Raw genomic sequence first — 18118 nt, forward strand, 5'->3', positions numbered from 1 at the left:
AGACTTTTCAAACAACCTCTCAAGAATTGGTTTCAATACTGCTCGGGTTTTGCATTTTNNNATCGGAATNTGGTTTGGGGAAAAGGTTAAAGGTTTTTTCTTTCCCCTTTTCCCCAAAACCCGACAAATATTGGAATTGGTTTAAACGGACTAATAAAATATTCTTAGTCTGTTTAAACCAACTTGAGCTATTAGCCTGAAAATAAATTTTCGGACGATTCTTGAGCTTTTGTAACAGCTTTTCAGATGGTGGTTCTACACATATTCATCTCGGTAATTAGGAATGCTTAACTTCTAGAAAAGGCAGTTGCTTGGAACCATTAGCACCAATAACTTCAATGCCTTGTTTGCCACGAATACCATCTACTGGCAGAGAAACTGTATAAGGTGCGGTAGCTGGTAGTCCGATTCCGGGCAAAGTGCCAACGACCTCAACTCCCCAATATTCAGGTTGCTGGACGTATACAAGTGGTACAAGATTCACTTCCAAATTCAAGTATGGTTTCGTCCCTCTGACAACTAAAATATAAGTGCCACTTACTATACCAGGACGAATTTCTGCTTCTTCAAAATCAATTAATCGAGATGACTCTGGTTTTGGTAAAGCTCTAAATTGACTAAGACTTTGCTCTAATGTACTCATTTTTTCTCCTGTAGAAGAATTATATTGTTGTTAAATCAGCTAATTCAAAGAGATAACAAGATATTTTCAATCTTGTACCTTCATTTTTTTAGCTTCTTAGTTCATTCATCAAGGTAAAAAGCAAAGTTTATGCAATGCCAACTTATTCTTTACATTTATTTATAGTAGTTCCCGTTTACGTGAGGTACGCCCGTAGGGTAAGCATTGATATCATGTCCCCACAGTCTTATCTATATAATTGATATTGCATTCTTGTTTAAATTGGCATGGTCAAAGAAATCCATTATTTAATACGCTTTCATTCCCTGGCGACTGTTATTTTTAATAAAAATCCATTTTTGTTCAAAATCTACTAATATAGTCCAGTTTCAGATCCACCGTCCTCAGTAATTTCTGTGCGATCGCTAGGATGGACTATGCGGGTATGTTTGGGAGATAATCATACCTAAGTAGCTCTTGATAACGTGCCCATGCTCCAATGCGTTCCCACTTTGGGGCATCGCTTTCAACTCCTGTAACTCGTCGTCAAAACCTCGCAGCATAACCCCAGATTTTAAAAACTCTTACAGCTTGCTTGTCTAGTAGGGGGGGAAGACACGCTACACGAGCAGATCAAGCAACTGCTTAGGTGATGTTTAGCTGCTGCATTCGGAATTATTGGTGGTTATCAAGACATGAAGAATACATAAAGATAAGTACTGACACTATACTGATTGGCAAATTATGTGAAGAGTATGCAAAGATATGTCTTTAAGTGTGGACATCTCAGTAAATATTCAGATATGGTTATCAAAGTGTTATTTAGATGTTCCTTATTTTTAAGCTACACACCCACGGGCAATAGCCCACAACAATTGCATAAAAATTCTTTCCCTATCGAAAGTGAATTATTCTCTATATTTACGACAGTAGGGCTACGCTTTGATAAGAAATATGAAGTGTGGGTTTTAGGCATTCAAGCTTGATTTTTCGGGACTTTGTCAATGATTGCTGGGTTGATCTGCGGATCAAAAATGATAAAAAAAGCGTGAAACCATCTGTTTTTCTAAATACACGCTCATAAATATGTACAATGCTTAAGACTTAGATAGTCGTAAATAGCATTATTACTGGTACACAAATAACGAATGAAAAAGGAAATAGGGAATAGGGAATAGGTAAAGACTTTAACTTTGAACCTCCTGCCCTTCGGGTTCGGCAGTCCCCCATCGACGGAAACCGCCAAGACGGGGGCTGCCTCACCTCTTGCCTTTTTCAAGTCAGTTAGACAAGTCCTGCTTACAAGCTTATCAATAGGGTAAATCTTCGAGAAAATTGCTAGCCCTTAAGGGTGACATAAAAGTATGTCGAAAGCATTAACTCTCGATGATTTCTGTTTGTCCTTAAACAACATTAACAAGTTAATAGCTGAAGTTACTCAAAATATCGATTCAGGAAGGTAAGAGTTATGGTGAATATCATTGGAACCAACGGCAAGGATACTCTACTGGGTAGCCAGGACGCAGATACAATTAACGCTAAAGTAGGTGATGATATCGTCGATGGTAAAAATGGCAATGACCTTTTAAGCGGTGATGCCGGAAATGATACCCTTATTGGTGGTCCAGGGAATGATACTCTCCTTGGCGGTACGGATAACGACTCTCTCCGTGGTGGTACGGATAGTGACTCTCTCCGTGGTGGTACTGGTAATAACCTGCTGCGGGGTGATGAGGGAAATGATACGCTTGATGGTTCCTATTCTTCTGGAAATAACATCCTCAGTGGAGATGCAGGGGATGATTACCTTGATATTAGCTATTCTGCTGGCAACAATACGGTTTCAGGCAAAGACGGCGATGATTCCTTCTACGCCGATGAAGTCCGGGGTATAAACGCTCTAAATGGAGGCGCTGGTAATGATGACTTCCATTTGTCCGCCTCAACAATTGCACCCTCTTCCTTAACGACTCAAAGTGTAAATGGAGAAACAGGTGAGGATGACTTGTCTGTATATTACACCCGTGCTACTAAAGGAATCATTTCGAGTTTTGATGCTGCTACTAACACTGGCTCAATTCGGGCTGGCACAAATCGGATTAACTACACCAATATCGAACAATTAGAAATTAGAGGTACAACCTACGCTGATTTTATTGTCGGAAGCAATGGCAACGATTTACTCTTCGGAGGCAGTAGTGGTAACGATTCAAATTATGGCAATGATACGATTTTTGGCGGTGAAGGTAACGATTACTTGAATATTGATTATTCAACAAGCGATAACATCCTTAACGGTGGTGTTGGAAACGATCAATTCAGTGCTACCTCTTCAACAGGCGATAACCTGATTTCTGGTGACGATGGCAGTGATAATCTCTCTGCGTCTAAGACAGATGGCAATAACACCCTCAACGGTGGTGCTGGTGACGATCAATTAGATGCCAACTATTCAACAGGCGATAATATCCTCAATGGAGGAGATGGCAATGATTCTCTTAGCGCCTCTCGCGAATACGACTATTCCGCCTCTTTTACCTCCGGTGATAACACTCTCAATGGTGGTGCTGGTGACGATCAATTGAGTGTTAACTATTCAACAGGCGATAACATCCTCAATGGGGGGGATGGCAATGATTCTTTTAGCGCCTCTGGCTACTACGACGACAAAAAAGCCGAGGGCAAGTTTGGTAATAATATTTTCAATGGAGGGAATGGTAATGATTCCTTCTCTTTCGTCCTATATACTTCCCCACTTTCCTTAGCGACTCAAACAGTAGATGGGGGGACAGGTAACGATTTGTTGAGCGTTTCGTATATCTATCCTAGTGGGGGAATCACAACAACATTCAATACTGTGACTAACACTGGCTCGATTAGGGCGGGCACGGATCTGATTAACTACAAGAATATCGAAGGATTACATATCTCTGGTACAGCCTACAATGACTTGATTGTGGGGAGTAATAGCAACGATACTATCTCGCTCTATGGGAGTAGTAGTGGCAATGATACTATCGATGGCGGAAAAGGTGATGATTTATTAGAAGGCTATTATTACAGTAATTCTAGCGGCGGTCAGGGAATCACAACGACATTCAATGCTGTTACTAACACTGGCTCCATTACATCAGGCGCGAATCAGGTTAGCTACAAGAATATTGAACGATTAAATATCTCAGGTACAGCCTACAATGACTTGATTGTAGGTGGCAATGGCAATGATACACTCACCGGAGGCGATCGCGGCAAAGATACCATAGATGGAGGAAAAGGTAACGATTTGTTGTCTTTCTATAACTATTCCATCGGCCAGGGAATCACAACAACATTCAATGCTGCTACTAATGCTGGTTCGATTACAGCAGGCCCGAATCAGGTGAGCTACAAGAATATCGAACAATTAAATATCTCAGGTACAGACTACAATGATCTGATTGTGGGGAGCAATGGCAACGATACCCTTGCTGGGGGACGTGGAAATAACACGATTCTCGGCGGTACAGGTAAGGATTACTTGAGTGCTGACTATTCAAATGGTAATAATTCGCTCTCTGGTGGTGATGATAATGATTCTCTTGATGTCTCTGGCTCCTACGACGACTACCGAGGCAATTTTGATCTCGATGCTATCTCTGGTAAGAACACCCTCAATGGTGGTGCTGGTGATGATAACTTAGTTACTAACTATTCATCAGGCAATAACCTACTGAATGGGGGCGATGGCAATGATACTCTCACAGCCGCTGGTTCAGCCTCCTTATATTCCTTTTATGGAGCTTATACTGTCTCTGGGAATAATACGCTCAATGGTGGTGCTAATGACGATCGCTTGATTGTTGACTATTCATCAGGCAATAATCTACTGGATGGAGGCGATGGGAATGATACTCTTACAGCCTCTGGCGCTTCTGGTAAAAACACCTTCAAAGGTGGTAAAGGTAATGATAACCTTTATGGAGGATCTGGTACTGATACCTTTGTTTTCAATGGCTTCAGTGAAGGCGTTGATAGTATTTACAACTTCAACGCGACTAATGAACTGATTCAGGTATCGGCTGCTGGTTTTGGTGGCGGTTTATCATTAGGTTTACTCTCAGCCAGCTCTTTTACCCTTGGAACATCTGCAACAACCAGCAATCAGCGATTTATCTATAACAATACTACAGGCGCGCTATATTTTGACCAAGATGGTAGTGCGGGTGGATTTGCTCAGGTACAATTTGCACAACTATCTGGTGGAGTGTCACTAAGTCAAAATAACGTTCTAGTTGTTTAATCCTCAACCCCACAGTCAAATAGAAATCTTCAGAATGCGAGGTGTTCTATTAAGGACCTCGCATTCGATTCATTAATGGAATTATTAAACCACGTGGTAGAATAATTACTCTATGCAGTACAAATGGCGAAGCGATGTATCCAAGATCAAGCAGTTGCCCATCTCCTGCAAGAGCGATCGCTTCTCAATAGCGTTTGAGACGCGCTTACCCTGTGCGTCATACCCCATCAGTAAGTCAGTAAGTTCCGAATGAGTTTTAAAGTCGGAACTTTACCAGTTTTTGGCACTCGTTCCTGTAGGTTACGTTTATTACCTGCGTAATGCTTGTAAATAATTTCTGGAGAGTTGCCAACCCACCTTCCTACATCCTTCGCATCAATATCAGCTTCCAGGCAAAGAGTAATAAAAGTATGTCTGCATTGATACGGTTTGCGATATTCGCTGACTACGCCCTGTTTTACAAGTTGAATTACGATTCCATCTTTGAGGGCTAACCCCTTAGTACTGAAGGGCTTCAAAGCTCTGTAATGGTTATATTTATTTGTACATTAACTAATTATTTGTCCAATTAACAAAATCTTGTCACAAAATAGGTAAATAGCTAAAAGCCTGTCTTAACAAAGGTTATGGCAGGTTTTTGATTAGCTCAATTCTCACAACCTTATTTTTGATAGCTTAACAAATTAAATGTCCAATTCCTGAAATTTCACAATTTAACTGTCATTTCACAAAAACAGGAAAATTCTTGAATTTTAGAAAAGTTAACAGATTAAATGTCACTTTGTAAGTATAATATACATATATGTTTTAATTAAACAATCATGTTTATGCAGGATGCTGATTCTCCTGATATACCTGCAACCAAGACAAGCATTACAGACTTAAGCAGCAGTGTCACTGAAGCAAATGTAATTGTCTCGGAACTTACGGATGAGGCAAAGTTAAAAATGGAGGTGATTCAAAGTCTACTTGAAGCAAGCGATCGCACAACATATACTCAAAGACTCCAACAAGCAGCAGTAAAACTGGGTAAATCAGTGCGAACGGTGCGGCGACTGATTGATAAATGGGAGCAAGAAGGGTTAGCGGGACTGACTCAAACTCAACGTGCAGACAAAGGAAAGCACCGAGTTAACGAGAATTGGCAAGAATTTATTTTAAAAACCTACAAGGAAGGTAATAAAGGTAGTAAAAGAATGACTCGTCAGCAAGTAGCTGTGAGAGTCCGAGCAAGGGCTGATGAACTTGGTGTTAAACCTCCTTCGCACATGACGGTATACCGCATTTTGCAACCATTAATTGAGAAGCAAGAGAAAGCTAAAAGCGTTCGCAGTCCTGGTTGGCGGGGGTCACGCCTAACAATGAAAACCCGTGATGGAAAAGATTTATCGGTAGATTACAGTAACCATGTTTGGCAGTGTGACCATACCCGTGTAGATGTTTTATTAGTAGACCAGCATGGCAAAATTCTGAGTCGTCCTTGGTTGACAACGGTTGTAGACAGTTATTCCCGTTGCATTATAGGTATTAATTTGGGTTATGACGCACCTAGTTCTCAGGTAGTAGCTTTGGCGTTACGTCATGCCATTTTGCCCAAACAGTATGGTTCAGAATATGGACTTCATCAAGAGTGGGGTACTTATGGTTTGCCGGAACATTTTTATACAGATGGCGGCAAAGATTTTCGTTCTAATCACTTGCAACAGATTGCAATACAACTAGGTTTTGTTTGTCATTTACGTGATCGCCCTAGCGAAGGGGGTATTGTCGAGCGTCCTTTTAAGACCTTTAACACCGAATTATTCTCCAATTTACCAGGATATACGGGGTCGAATGTACAAGAGCGACCAGAAGAAGCAGAAAAAGAAGCTTGTTTGACGCTACGGCAGTTAGAGCAGCAGTTGGTACGTTATATCGTCAATCACTATAACCAGCGAATTGATGCACGTATGGGCGATCAAACTCGATTTCAACGCTGGGAATCTGGGTTGATTGCAGTTCCAGATGCTATGTCCGAGCGAGACTTGGATATCTGCCTCATGAAACAAACACGACGGCAGATTCAAAAAGGGGGCTACCTGCAATTTGAAAACATCATGTATCGAGGTGAACTTTTAGCAGGTTACGCAGGGGAAAGTATTATTTTACGATTCGACCCTAGAGATATCACAACTATATTGGTTTACCACCAACAAGGAAATCGGGAGGAGTTTGTTGCTAGGGCATTTGCTCAAGATTTGGAGACAGAGCAATTGTCTTTAGATGAAGCCAAAGCTAGTAGTCGCAAGATTCGAGAGGCAGGTAAGACAATTAGCAATCGCTCAATTTTGGCAGAAGTCAGGGAGCGTCAAACTTTTGTCAACCAAAAGTTAACTAAGAAGGAACGTCAAAAAGCGGAACAGATTGAACTTAAAAAAGCCAAACAACCATCGCTTGATGAAGTAGAACAGCTAGAAGTAGCATCTCCCCAAGCTCAGGAAGAATCGGAGATGCCAGAGGTATTTGATTACGAACAAATGCGCGAAGATTACGGATTTTAAAAAATGACTTTAAAACAAGCCCAAGCAGTCGCTCAAGAATTGGGCGATATTGCCCTCACTGATGAAAAATTACAAGCAGAAATTCAAAGATTGAATCGTAAAAGTTTTGTCCCACTCGAACAAGTCAAAATTCTCCATGACTGGCTGGAAGGAAAACGTCAAGCACGTCAGTCTGGACGGGTTGTGGGTGAGTCAAGAACGGGTAAAACAATGGCTTGTGATGCCTACAGGCTTAGACATAAACCTAAGCAAGAACCCGGACAACCGCCAACTGTGCCTGTTGCTTACATTCAAATTCCGCAAGAGTGTGGTGCTAAGGAATTATTTGGGGTGATTCTTGAGCATTTGAAGTATCAGATAACAAAAGGAACAGTTGCAGAGATTCGCGATCGCACGTTTCGGGTTCTCAAGGGTTGCAGCGTAGAGATGCTGATTGTTGATGAGGCTGACCGATTGAAACCGAAAACCTTTGCAGAGGTGCGCGATATTTTTGACAAGTTAGAAATTGCCGTGATTTTGGTGGGAACAGACCGCCTGGATGCTGTAATTAAGCGAGATGAGCAGGTTTATAACCGTTTTCGGGCTTGTCATCGCTTTGGCAAGATGTCAGGTGAAGATTTTAAGCGAACTGTGGATATCTGGGAAAAGAAAGTTTTGCAACTTTCGGTGGCTTCTAATCTCTCCAGCAAGACAATGTTGAAGACTTTGGGTGAAGCAACGGGGGGTTATATTGGGCTACTGGATATGATTCTCAGAGAAGCGGCAATTCGAGCTTTGAAGAAAGGATTACAAAAAATTGACCTGGAAACTTTGAAGGAAGTAACTGGGGAGTATAGGTAATGAAAGCCGAAGATATCCAACCCTGGCTGTTTCAAGTCGAACCCTATGAGGGTGAAAGTTTGAGTCATTTTTTGGGACGTTTTCGACGAGCGAATGAATTAACGCCTACTGGGTTAGGTAAAGCGGCACGACTTGGGGGTGCTGTTGCACGTTGGGAAAAGTTTCGGTTTAATCCGCCTCCCTCACATCAGCAGTTGGAAGCGTTGGCTATTGTGGTGGGAGTTGAAGCCGATAGGTTAGAGCAGATGTTACCACCTGCTGGGGTGGGGATGAAAATGGAGCCAATTCGATTATGTGCAGCTTGTTATGCCGAGTCGCCTTGTCACAAAATTGAATGGCAGTTGAAGGTAATGCAGGGGTGCGATCAGCACAAATTAACATTACTTTCAGAATGCCCACACTGTGGGGCTAGGTTCAAAATTCCAGCATTGTGGGTTGATGCTTGGTGTAGTCGCTGCTTTCTCCCCTGACGGGGTGACAAAGAGGCTAGAGCGCTGATTGAATAAGGGCCATAGCACGTAGACCCCTTTGAAAATAGTGTAGTTTACCGGGCTTGAGACGCACAAGTGCGATCGCCAAATCTGACCAAAACTCCATAGCACCTACCCATAAACACCCATATAATCCAACCCAAAAAGCACTATGTCGGCGTGCATAACGCTTTAATTCTTGAAGCCGACCAACATATTGTTGTAGTCCCATTTTTCGGCAGTTGCGACCAGCGAAAACTGCAATTGTGTAGGCGATTGCAATCAATAAAATTAGTGCAATTAATCGTTGTCCAGTTGCGTACGTTGATTCCAAATTATAACCACCAGTTTTACAATCTTTAAACATAGCTTCGATGCGACTTCGCAACTTAAATGCTTTAATCGCATCTGCGAGACTATCAAGATTTGTTAGTAAAAACCAGCCAGCAGGCTCAAGCTTACCACGATATTTACGCTTGTAATACCCGGCCAAATTAAACTTAGCAAAACCTTTTTGTTTAGTAGCTTGAATTGACGACAAAAACAATGAGATACCTGGCTTTAATCCCAAAGATTGTAACCGTTGATATGATTGATTATCTTGCCGAATATAAGTACCTTGTTTTTGACGCAACACAAAGGTAATTCCCTTGCTATCTAACCAATTCGCTAGTTTGATGCTATGAAATTCTCTATCGCCTAATATCAGTATTTGATATCCTTTAAATAACCGCAGCAGTGGTCGAATTAACTCTTTTTGCTCACCTAAATTACTACATCCTCTTTTGGGTAACAATAGCCAGTACACAGGTATTGCTCTTTTCTGTTCAATTAAGCTGATTACAAATACGTTTTCTGACCGCCATTGGGTTCTATCAATGGCGAATATCAGTTTTTTCTGTCCGCGTATATGGCTGTTTCTTACCCATCTTTTTATTAGGGGAAACCACAGGTATTGAATTGATAATTGGGGAATTAATAAAAATCTTTGTATGCTCCTTCGTCTACTCTCAAATTTTATTGGTTGTGGAAATATAGATGAGAGCTTTTCTATCGTTACAGTTTTATGAAACTGTAACAGCATCACTAAGATTTCTAGCATCTTGTACTGCGTAGGTGTCAGTACATTTTGAGCGCAGTTTTGGTAGAATTTAGGTAACATTATCATTTGATAGGTCTTGTTGAGAATACCTGACCTATCTTTTTTACCCCAAAACGGTCACACTCTTCTCCTGTCTTTGCTTCAGCTGCTTTGTCACCCCGTCAGCTTTCTCCCTTTCGCAGAAATGGGAAAATCACAGAAGACTATTTAGCACTGATTTTCTTGAAATGCTCACTATGACTGGCTTTCCTCGATTTTTTAGCTTATTTGGTGACAACTCTATTTTCATGTCTGTCAGTGGTGTTTGATCCTGCGATCGCCTATCCCTAGAATCAGAAGCCCCGCCATAAGTATTCAGTCAGTTTCCTTCCCGCAAGACGTTCTTTGTCTGGCTCGGAGGGCAAATACCAACGCAGAGATTGATAGAGTAGATGGCGGTGCATATCAAAGGTGGCTTCGATTAGTTCCCCATAGTTTCTGGCAGCCTCAAGTGCCCAGTAGTAATAAGCAAAGATGGCGGAGATGATACCCACAGGAGCCGCCCACCACGCCCAAACTGTCCAGATGATAAATAGCAGACTCCACAGCCAGAAGCGGGCGGCGGTGTTGAGGTCGGCGCGGGCTTCTTGCAGGTCTTTTTTGACAGCATCAGAAAGGAGAAGCCACAGGCGTGACCAGCAGACAATTGTATCTAATCCATATTTTTCCAACGGGCGCTGTTCGGCAGCACGGAGGATATTACCCAGACGGGTGGGCGTGAGTTGGTTTTCCAGAGGTAGGTGGTGTTGCTGTAAGTCACGTGATATAAACTCATCCTTGATTTCAAAGCGCAATTTATCTAAGCGTTGTTTTAGATCCTCGTTGGTGAGTTCTTGCAATCGTTTTTCGTTGGAATATATATTTTGCTGCAAGATAAAGTCTATGACTTCTTTTTTTCCNTGATCTGTAAGCTGCAAGAAATTAAAGGCTGCTAATTTCTGAGATTGCTTATCGAGTCGTTTAAATGTTTGCCAGTGCTCGCTAATCCATTGACTGCGTTTGGTTTCTCTGGCGATTAGGCAACGGCGCAAAGGACGCAGCCAGGGATGCCAGTAGCCTTCCAGGAAGCGCAGCACAGGCAAATCGAAGCGTTGCACCACGAAGGCAGAGGCGACAATCAGGCACAAAATCCCGACGAGGAATGGGATTTGTAAAGGTTCGGGTTGTTGACTGAACCAAGTGCTAGCACGTTTCCAGCCAAAGCGCTGTAGCCCTGCGGCGGCTCCCCCTGCCCAAAAGACAAAGGCGGGGGTAAGCAGGGTGGCAATCCATTGTTCGGCGAGTTTGCTACCAAAGCTTTCCAGGAATTTTGCGGACATGGTGCGATCAAAAGAGTTGATAGGGGTAGGGTTATTCGGTTAGCTAACTGAAGAGTTTACCAATAGTGAGGCTGAAGGATTGGGCAAAGGGTCAAGGGTTTGGCGGGAGTTTGAACCATTGCCGTTTGGGGTGCGTGGGTTGTGAGTATTGTATCGTTATGGTGAAGCGGGTTTGAGGGGAACCTTGTGAACTTTACAGAGGGGCGTGGGGCGACCGACGCGATCGCTTGACCAAGTGTACTCGCACTGAGGACATTTAAATTCGGGTGCAGAAATATCAGATATATTACCAGGTAGTCGATTTAATCCTTTTTGAGTTACATCCTTTTGCTGGAATTGTGTCACCCAGGTGCGAGTCGCTCTCTTGTTTGTGAGTAACTCCCAGATGGAATTTTCGATGGATTCTCCAGCTTGAAACTGTTGTAGGAGTTGGTCAAGTTCTTGGCGCATTTGTTCTCCTGCTTCATTGCCCAGTAATTGCGAGAGTTGGGGACGAATAGCCAGAGCAGTTTCTAAAATTGAGAAATTATCAATCATGGTTGTTTGAATAAATAACAGGTGGGAATAATGTTTAAACTCCCATGTAGCTGAAGGCTGCCCAGTCGCATGGATGGGAGAAGTCCAATCGCAGCGATTGATATAAAGCTCCTTCTTTAGATGCAAGTTCGGGAATAAAGGTTTGACAGTGAGCAACTACATCATCCGCTTCAGCATCCCGGAGCCATTTTTGGGCTGTGATTAAAGCTTGTGATGGCTCTAGGTGCTGGTTACGCCAGAGCGTGTAAAAACGAGTTAGCAGAACCATTGTACTAATCTCGTTGACAGACCAAAGAGAAGCGACGACTCCGGCAACACCTGCCTGAAGTAAGCCTGTAGGCAAGCTGATGGCTTCATCCGCTAGTTCAATTCCTGGCAATGCAGTTTCGCAAGCGGAGAGAATGGCGAGGCGGATACCACCCTGGTTATTTTCTACCAGTTTGAGGTTGAGGAGGTCATGCAGGGTAAGAATGGCTTCCTCGCCTTTACCCGTCATGGCAAGACCACTTTTGAGGGGTGCTTGCAGGTTAGCGTTGCCGTGGCAGGAACAGTGCAAAATTTTGTAATCGGGTAATGCAGCGAGAACAGCCTCTCTGGTTGCTTGTTTTTGAGTGAAAACTTGGTAATTTTGGAAAGTGGCGATCGCAGCTTGAACTTCTCGTTTTGAGTTGGGTAAGGGATTAGCGCCTTCATGTTTGGGTTCATCAATTGCTAGTATCGAATCTGCTACAGTCCGTTGAGCGATTTCTTGAGCCGTTGAGAGCGATCTCGCGTTGGGAGCGTAGGTAAATTGGATACCATCAAGGGCGTAGTACCTTCCAGTGGGAGTGGTAGAATCTTCGACCCAAGCAGCGTGGAGGGGGAGCAAGCTGAGGAAACCTGTGGGAATGAGGGTGGCTTGCTGCACATGGCGTTTTTGGAGGTGGTCGATTAGGAGTGACATTAGGGGTTGCCAGAGTTGGCTAGTGCCTTGGTCAATCGCGTCTAGCCAAGCCTGGCGATTGGTTTGGGATTGGTAATAAGCTTTGAACCAGGCAATGAGGAGTTCTCGTAGCCTCTTGTTTGTGAGGTCATCCAACCATAGAGGAGCAATACCCCCTTGGGTGACGATGAGAGCGAGGCTACCAGCAGGGCTGGATACAAGGTAAATGAGGGGAATGCCAGGGCGCAGAGCTTGGTGTATATCATCGAAGCTCGGTTGAGCCAAGAAGCCTTCATAGCCGATAATTTGACGGATTTGGGTAATGATTTCCGTCAAGGTTTCTTGTAGTTGCAGGGCTTGGGTGCGTAAAGCTTCAGGGATAGGGCTATGGCGATCATTTGAAGTCATCCACAGGCGTTGTTGGGTTTCGATATCACGGCGTTGGATAATGATGTTTTGATATCGAGTGTAGAGTGTAGGATTGATTCGCTTGAGTTGAGTGAGGTCGGCTCTGTCTCGGTCTAAGGTTTCACTGAGTTCACGGGCGCGACCTTGTTCTAGAGTGAGGACAGCCTCTTTCAGCTTACCACTGCGAGCAAGGGCATAAGCGGTGAGTCGCGGCAAACTGTCAGTTTCAGCAAGTTCAGCAGCTTTACTATCAAGCAGGATGGCAGATTGGTAGAGGGTTTCACCTGCTTGGAGGGCTTTGGTGTAGGCACTAGCAGCTTTTGCCCAAGCTTTTTGCTCAAAGTGGATGTAGCCGAGGTTGCGTGCAATTCCAAGGCAGTCTTTGGGAAAGGCTTCACAGCTTAAAACTTGCAGGGCGAGTTCATAGCCAGTGATGGCTTGTTCAAGATTATCATCTCTGTTTCCTTTGATGCGCTCCCTGTAGGCATTTGCCAGAATATTCTGTGTGTTTGCCCACTGTTCACGAGAGGCTTCACGGCTTAAAACTTGCAAGGCGAGTTGAGAGGCAGCTATCGCTTGTTCAAGGTTATCAGCCTTGTTTCCTTCGATGCGCTCCCTGTAAGCTGCTGCCAGATTACTCTGGGTGGTTGCCCAATCAACAGCAAACCTTTTATCGGTAAAAACTTGTAGGGCGAGTTGATAGGCGCTGATGGCTTGTTCGAGGTTATCAGCCTTCTCCCCTTCGATGCGGTAAAAGTAGGCACTTGCCAGATTATTCTGGGTCTTTGCCCAATCAACAGCAAACTTTTCATAGGTATAAACTTGCAGGGCGAGTTTAGAGGCTGTGATCGATTGTTCGAGGTTATCAGCCTTATCCCCTTTGATACGGTCACTGTAGGCTACTGCCAGATTACTCTGGGTCATTGCCCAATCTTTGGCAAACCTTTCAGGGGTATAAACTTGTAGGGCGAGTTTAGAGGCTGCGATCGCTTGTTCGAGGTTATCAGCCCTATCCCCTTTGATACGCTGAGTGTAGCAAGCTGCCAGATTATTCTGGGTGGTTGCCCACTGTTCAGGAAAGGCTTCAGGATTATAAACTTGCAGGGCGAGTTGAGAGGCAGCGATCGCTTGTTCAAGGTTATCAGCCCTATTTCCTTTGATCCTGCGGTCACCGTAGGCTACTGCCAGATTAATCTGGGTCATTGCCCAATTTTTGGCAAACCTTTCAGGGGTATAAACTTGCAGGGCGAGTTGATAAGCAGTGATCGCTTGTTCGAGGTTATCAGCCCTATCCCCTTTGATGCGCTCACTGTAGGCTTCTGCTAAACTAGACTGGAGCATTGCCCACTGCTCTGGGAGAAACGCTTTACGATCAACTTGCAGGGCGAGTTTATAGGCAGTGATGCCCAATTCCAGGTTCAGCCAGGCTTGCCCTAAGGGAAATTCCTTAATAAGGTTGCCAAATGCCAAGAGGACAATCGCATTAAACCGTTGCTCCTCTGAATCACCCTCCAGCAGCAAACTTGTTATCACCTCTGGCAAAGTTTCCAGCAATTGTTCATTCAACCTGTCTTGATGCTGTTCTAAAAATGGATAAACTTGCTGGGCATCCCCTCGGCTATCTGCCACAAGTTGCAACATAGTCGCCAAAAATTGCACTGAATCTTCGAGCATAGATTTCCTAAAAGTTAAAGATTGGGAATTAACTGCGATTCTTAGCCTAATATTTAGATTTAGTGACTGCGCTGCTCTCAGCCTTTACAAAAAACACTACAAGACGAGGATTACCTTTTCCTGAAATTCATTGCTACCCAGTTTTTCAGGAACTCCCCCATTACTATTACGTTCAACCATCTATGTTTTCGTATTTAAGCTTTTAATTTTTGCTGTAGTTGCTGATAAATCTCATCCAACCACACCGGAATTACAGGCTGACCTTCATCTAAAGATGTGATCGCCTTTGTTCTGTCATACTCCATCAGTGCAAGCGATCGCTTGTGCCCCTCGAAAAGTAGCATCCACCGACTACCTCTACCAATGACAAACAACTCCGGCTCCTTGTCTTTCAGGGTTTTGACCGTTTCACCAGCCAAATCAAAACTCAACCCAGCAGACAAAAAATATACCATCACAGCCAATTCTACCAAATTGGCTTTTGAGTAATAAATACTACGCCCAGTTCCTGTTTCACTGATAACAGGAACAATTACCCCTTCTCTCGCCAGTATTGGAGCTGACGCAGGGTACAGCCTGTGATTTCAGCCGCTTGTTTGCTCGTAAAAAATGTCTCTTGCATGAAATAATTTTACACACGGCTATTTATAGAACAAAAATGTTATTATTAAACATATATGTTTTAAAGTGCCATGAGCCAAATCACGATCCAGTGCCGTTTGGTTGCCAGTGCATCTACCCGTCAATACTTATGGAAGTTAATGGCAGAGCAAAACACGCCTCTGATTAACGAGTTACTGGAACAATTAGGTCATCACCCAGACCTGGAAAATTGGCGACAAAAAGCTAAAATCCCTGCTGATATCGTCAAGCAACTATGTCTGACACTCAAAACTGACTCGCGCTACAGTGGTCAACCTTCTCGGTTTTATGCCAGTGCGATCGCATTGGTGAATTACACTTATAAATCATGGCTGGCGTTAATGAAGCGGTTGCAGTCCCAATTGGACAGCAAAACCTACTGGCTGGAAATGCTCAAAAGTAATGCTGAATTAGTTAAAATCTGTGGCGCGTCCTTGGATGGAATTCGCACTAAAGCAACTGAAATTTTGACTCAAATTGCTCCAGTCGATACAATTGTCACTCAACAGCCCAAAAGTAGCAAAGTTAAAAAAAGCAAAAAATCTGCACTTTCACAGATTGATAGTGTTAAGCACGTACCTCAAACAAGCGATCGCCATCTATTTAACACCTTATTTGAAACTTACCGCAATACCGAAGACATCCTAACTCGTTGTACCATTAGCTATTTACTTAAAAATGGCTGCAAAGTCTCTGATAAAGAAGAAGACTGCGAAAAATTTACTCAACGCCGTCGTAAAGTTGAGATTCAGATTGAACGCCTCAAAGAACAATTAGAAGCGCGAATTCCCAAAGGTAGAGATTTAACTAATACTAAGTGGTTGCAAACACTGTTCACCGCTACACAGAACGTCCCTCAAAATGAAACCGAGGCGAAATCTTGGCAAAACAGCCTTCTAAGACAATCTAGTTCTGTACCGTTCCCAGTAGCTTACGAAGGCAGCGAAGAGATGACTTGGTTTCAAAACCAAAAAGGACGCATTTGTGTAAAATTCAACGGCATCAGCGAGCATAGCTTTGAAGTGTATTGCGATAATAGGCAACTACATTGGTTTAAACGCTTTTTAGAAGACCAACAAATCAAACGCAACAGTAAAAATCAGCACTCCAGCAGTTTGTTTACTCTTCGCAGTGGTCGTATTGCTTGGCAGGAAGGGGAAGGTAAGGGCGAACCCTGGAACGTTCACAGTCTAACTCTCTATTGTTGTGTGGATACCCGCTTGTGGACAAGCGAAGGTACAGAGCAAGTAAAGCAAGAAAGAGCAGAAGAAATCACCAAAATCATCACCAGAACCGAAGCCAAAGGCAATCTCAACTCCAAACAAGAACTATTTATCAAGCGGAAAAACTCGACACTATCTAGAATCAATAACTCCTTCCCTCGTCCGAGTCAACCTTTGTACAAAGGTAAATCTCATATTTTGGTAGGTGTTAGTGTTGGTCTAAAACAACCTGCAACAGTAGCAGTAGTGGACAGCATTACAGATAAAGTTATTACCTATCAAAGCATCAAACAGCTACTTGGGGATAATTACAAACTGTTAAACAGACAGCAAAGAGAAAAACAAACTTTATCTCACAAACGCCAAATAGCCCAAATATTTGCTTCACCAAAACCATTTGAAGAATCTGAGTTGGGGGAGTACATAGATAGATTACTGGCTAAAAAAATTGTCACCCTTGCTCAAACATACTCTGCTGGTAGCATAGTCCTGCCCAAACTAGGCGATATACGTCTTCAGGTCAACAGTGAAATTCAAGCAAGAGCTGAACAAAAATGTCCAGATTGCCTGGAAGCACAGAAAAATTATGCCAAACAGTATCGGCATAGTGTCCATCAGTGGAGTTATGGCAGATTGCTTGAGTGTATTCAAACTCAAGCGGCTAAAGCTGGAATTGTTATAGAAGAGGGAAAACAGCCTATCCGAGGAAGCCCACACCAAAAAGCAAAAGAGTTAGCGATCGCCGCCTATAAATCACGCCACAGGGTTGATTGACAAAAATTTGAACCTTGAAAATAGAATAAGTAATAGCGCCGCAGTTCATGTTGTAATCAACCCCTGAACTGTGAAAAGTTTGGGTTAGTTTGACTGTGGGAACACAGTCTTGCTTTCTGGCCCTAGTAGCTGCCCACCTTGAAGCTGCTGTCTGTTGTAGACAGGAATCAGGTGCGCCCCCAGTAATAGAGGTGCGGGTTTACCGCAGTGGTGGCTACCGAATCACCTCCGACCAAGGAGGAACCCACCTTAATTATTGTTGATAGGGGTTAAAGATTCGAGCAGTTTCAACTCCCTTTCTGATATCAGGAGGGTTGAAAGATTCTTAGAGGAAAAGATGAGTGCGCCTCTAGGTTGATTTAAAAATCCCTTCAAAGGGGTATCTACATACATATTAAGGGTTTAGTACAACTACTAAAACTTTGCTAAATTTATGGTGGGTTGAAAGGTAAGGCAGAGGTCTGCCATTGTGATAGCGTGTCTATTTGTATTTGTGACACACAATCTGTTAACAGTGACATCATTTTGTTAAACATGACATCAATCAGTTAACAGTGACAAATAATTAGTTAATGTACATTATTTAAAGGCGGCACCCGGATTTGAACCGGGGGTGGAGGTTTTGCAGACCTCTGCCTTACCACTTGGCTATGCCGCCACAGCAGGATTCGCTGAACTACTTTAATGTTGCTAAGGTATCTTAGTAGCCATTTAGTAGTCATCGGGT

The 18118-nt window shown here is 43.3% G+C and carries 11 protein-coding genes, 1 tRNA gene and 2 pseudogenes; 6 read left to right on the plus strand and 8 right to left on the minus strand.

The window, feature by feature from the left end; translation table 11 throughout:
* Window positions 1–277: 277 nt before the first annotated feature.
* The gene (locus tag QUD05_RS25850; protein ID WP_289798580.1) at window positions 278–643 is read right to left on the minus strand and encodes a hypothetical protein; all 366 of its coding nucleotides are present in this window, start codon (window positions 641–643) and stop codon (window positions 278–280) included.
* A gap of 1447 nt (window positions 644–2090) precedes the next feature.
* Here QUD05_RS25850 and QUD05_RS25855 point away from each other — a divergent pair.
* Complete coding sequence (locus tag QUD05_RS25855; protein ID WP_289798581.1) at window positions 2091–4901, plus strand: beta strand repeat-containing protein; 2811 nt, start codon at window positions 2091–2093, stop codon at window positions 4899–4901.
* 227 nt (window positions 4902–5128) lie between these two features.
* Here the strand turns inward: QUD05_RS25855 and QUD05_RS25860 are convergent.
* Window positions 5129–5353, minus strand: a pseudogene (locus QUD05_RS25860) (hypothetical protein); the annotation flags it as partial.
* Window positions 5354–5722: 369 nt separating this feature from the next.
* Between QUD05_RS25860 and QUD05_RS25865 the strand changes: the two are divergent.
* From QUD05_RS25865 to QUD05_RS25875, 3 genes are read left to right on the plus strand one after another with little or no spacing between them, the layout of a single operon-like run.
* Window positions 5723–7441: a transposase gene (locus tag QUD05_RS25865; RefSeq protein WP_502911412.1), complete on the plus strand. Its 1719-nt coding sequence runs from the start codon at window positions 5723–5725 to the stop codon at window positions 7439–7441.
* A gap of 3 nt (window positions 7442–7444) precedes the next feature.
* Window positions 7445–8281: a TniB family NTP-binding protein gene (locus QUD05_RS25870; RefSeq protein WP_289798583.1), complete on the plus strand. Its 837-nt coding sequence runs from the start codon at window positions 7445–7447 to the stop codon at window positions 8279–8281.
* Window positions 8281–8751: a TniQ family protein gene (locus QUD05_RS25875; protein ID WP_289798584.1), complete on the plus strand. Its 471-nt coding sequence runs from the start codon at window positions 8281–8283 to the stop codon at window positions 8749–8751. Before QUD05_RS25870 ends, QUD05_RS25875 begins: the two co-directional genes overlap by 1 nt.
* Before the next feature lie 16 nt (window positions 8752–8767).
* On the opposite strand, the gene QUD05_RS25880 is transcribed toward QUD05_RS25875, so the two are convergent.
* The 5 genes and pseudogenes from QUD05_RS25880 to QUD05_RS34185 all read right to left on the minus strand — a co-directional run.
* Complete coding sequence (locus QUD05_RS25880; protein ID WP_289798585.1) at window positions 8768–9853, minus strand: IS4 family transposase; 1086 nt, start codon at window positions 9851–9853, stop codon at window positions 8768–8770.
* A gap of 1514 nt (window positions 9854–11367) precedes the next feature.
* On the minus strand, window positions 11368–11748 hold the full coding sequence (locus QUD05_RS25890; protein ID WP_289798587.1) for a hypothetical protein: 381 nt from the start codon (window positions 11746–11748) through the stop codon (window positions 11368–11370).
* A gap of 34 nt (window positions 11749–11782) precedes the next feature.
* The gene (locus QUD05_RS25895) at window positions 11783–14752 is read right to left on the minus strand and encodes a CHAT domain-containing tetratricopeptide repeat protein (protein ID WP_289798588.1); all 2970 of its coding nucleotides are present in this window, start codon (window positions 14750–14752) and stop codon (window positions 11783–11785) included.
* A 194-nt stretch (window positions 14753–14946) separates the two neighbouring features.
* Window positions 14947–15210, minus strand: coding sequence for a hypothetical protein (locus QUD05_RS25900; protein WP_289798589.1), 264 nt, complete (start codon window positions 15208–15210; stop codon window positions 14947–14949).
* A 15-nt stretch (window positions 15211–15225) separates the two neighbouring features.
* Window positions 15226–15374 (minus strand): annotated as a pseudogene (locus QUD05_RS34185) (MerR family transcriptional regulator); the annotation flags it as partial.
* A gap of 70 nt (window positions 15375–15444) precedes the next feature.
* On the opposite strand from QUD05_RS34185, the gene cas12k reads away from it, so the two are divergent.
* Window positions 15445–17391 carry a type V CRISPR-associated protein Cas12k gene (cas12k, locus tag QUD05_RS25910; RefSeq protein WP_289798591.1) on the plus strand — a complete coding sequence of 649 codons (1947 nt, stop codon included), beginning with the start codon at window positions 15445–15447 and terminating at the stop codon, window positions 17389–17391.
* Between the two features lie 95 nt (window positions 17392–17486).
* On the plus strand, window positions 17487–17654 hold the full coding sequence (locus QUD05_RS25915; protein ID WP_289798592.1) for a hypothetical protein: 168 nt from the start codon (window positions 17487–17489) through the stop codon (window positions 17652–17654).
* A gap of 324 nt (window positions 17655–17978) precedes the next feature.
* Here QUD05_RS25915 and QUD05_RS25920 read toward each other — a convergent pair.
* A tRNA-Cys gene (locus QUD05_RS25920) sits at window positions 17979–18049 on the minus strand.
* Window positions 18050–18118: the final 69 nt, after the last annotated feature.

It is taken from the genome of Nostoc sp. GT001 (genome assembly GCF_030382115.1).
Taxonomy (GTDB): domain Bacteria; phylum Cyanobacteriota; class Cyanobacteriia; order Cyanobacteriales; family Nostocaceae; genus Nostoc.